Origin of the sequence: Dietzia sp. IN118 (assembly GCF_032905965.1) — a bacterium.
GTDB classification, from domain to species: domain Bacteria; phylum Actinomycetota; class Actinomycetes; order Mycobacteriales; family Mycobacteriaceae; genus Dietzia; species Dietzia kunjamensis.
In genome coordinates this window covers 1-803 of sequence record NZ_JAUMSR010000026.1, presented here as the reverse complement: position 1 = coordinate 803, position 803 = coordinate 1, and the positions used below count along the sequence as shown (strand labels likewise).

The following is an 803-nucleotide window of genomic DNA, read 5'->3' as shown; positions in this document are numbered from 1 at the left end:
GAGCACCGGCGACACACTGACATACGACAAGCTCGCGCTGTGCACGGGAGCCCGCCCTCGTCAGCTCCGCGTTCCTGGGGCCGATCTCGCCGGGGTCCATTACCTTCGGACCGCCGCAGACGTCGAGTTGATCCGCACGTCCGCCGCCCCCGGGCGGCGGGTGGTGATCGTCGGGGGCGGCTACATCGGACTTGAGACGGCCGCCTCGCTACGGGCACTGGACCTGGACGTCACCGTGCTCGAGGCGACCACTCGCGTCCTCGAGCGGGTCACTGCTCCCGACGTCTCGACGTTCTTCGAGCGGATCCACCGAGAGGAGGGCATCGATATCCGGACGTGCGCCAAAGTCGCAGCATTAGTCGGAGACGACTGCGTCCGCGAGGTCCTCCTGTCCACTGGCGAGTCGATCCCGGCTGATCTGGTCATCGTGGGCATCGGTGTTGAACCGAGAACAGAACTCGCCGACGCTGCGGGTCTCGTGGTCGACAACGGCATCGTGATCGACGACCATGCCCGGACCGAGGACCCCGACATCGTGGCCGCCGGAGATTGCACAAGCCATGACATCGCCCGTTACGGCTGCCGTATACGCATGGAGTCCGTGTCGAGTGCGGGGGAGCAGGCCAAGGTCGCCGCCTCGACCGTCTGCGGAAAATCTAGGAAGATCGAGGCGCTTCCCTGGTTCTGGTCAGATCAATACGATCTCAAGCTGCAGATCGCCGGTCTCAACACCGGTTACGACGAAGTCGTCCTCAGCGGTGACCCCACCCGGGACCGCGACTTCAGCTGCTTCTACCTCCGTG

1 protein-coding gene is annotated in these 803 nt (G+C 65.0%); it reads left to right on the top strand.

All coding sequences use genetic code 11. The features are described from left to right. A partial coding sequence (locus tag Q2K20_RS18120; RefSeq protein ID WP_317177065.1) for an NAD(P)/FAD-dependent oxidoreductase occupies positions 1–803 on the top strand: 803 nt, incomplete at both ends.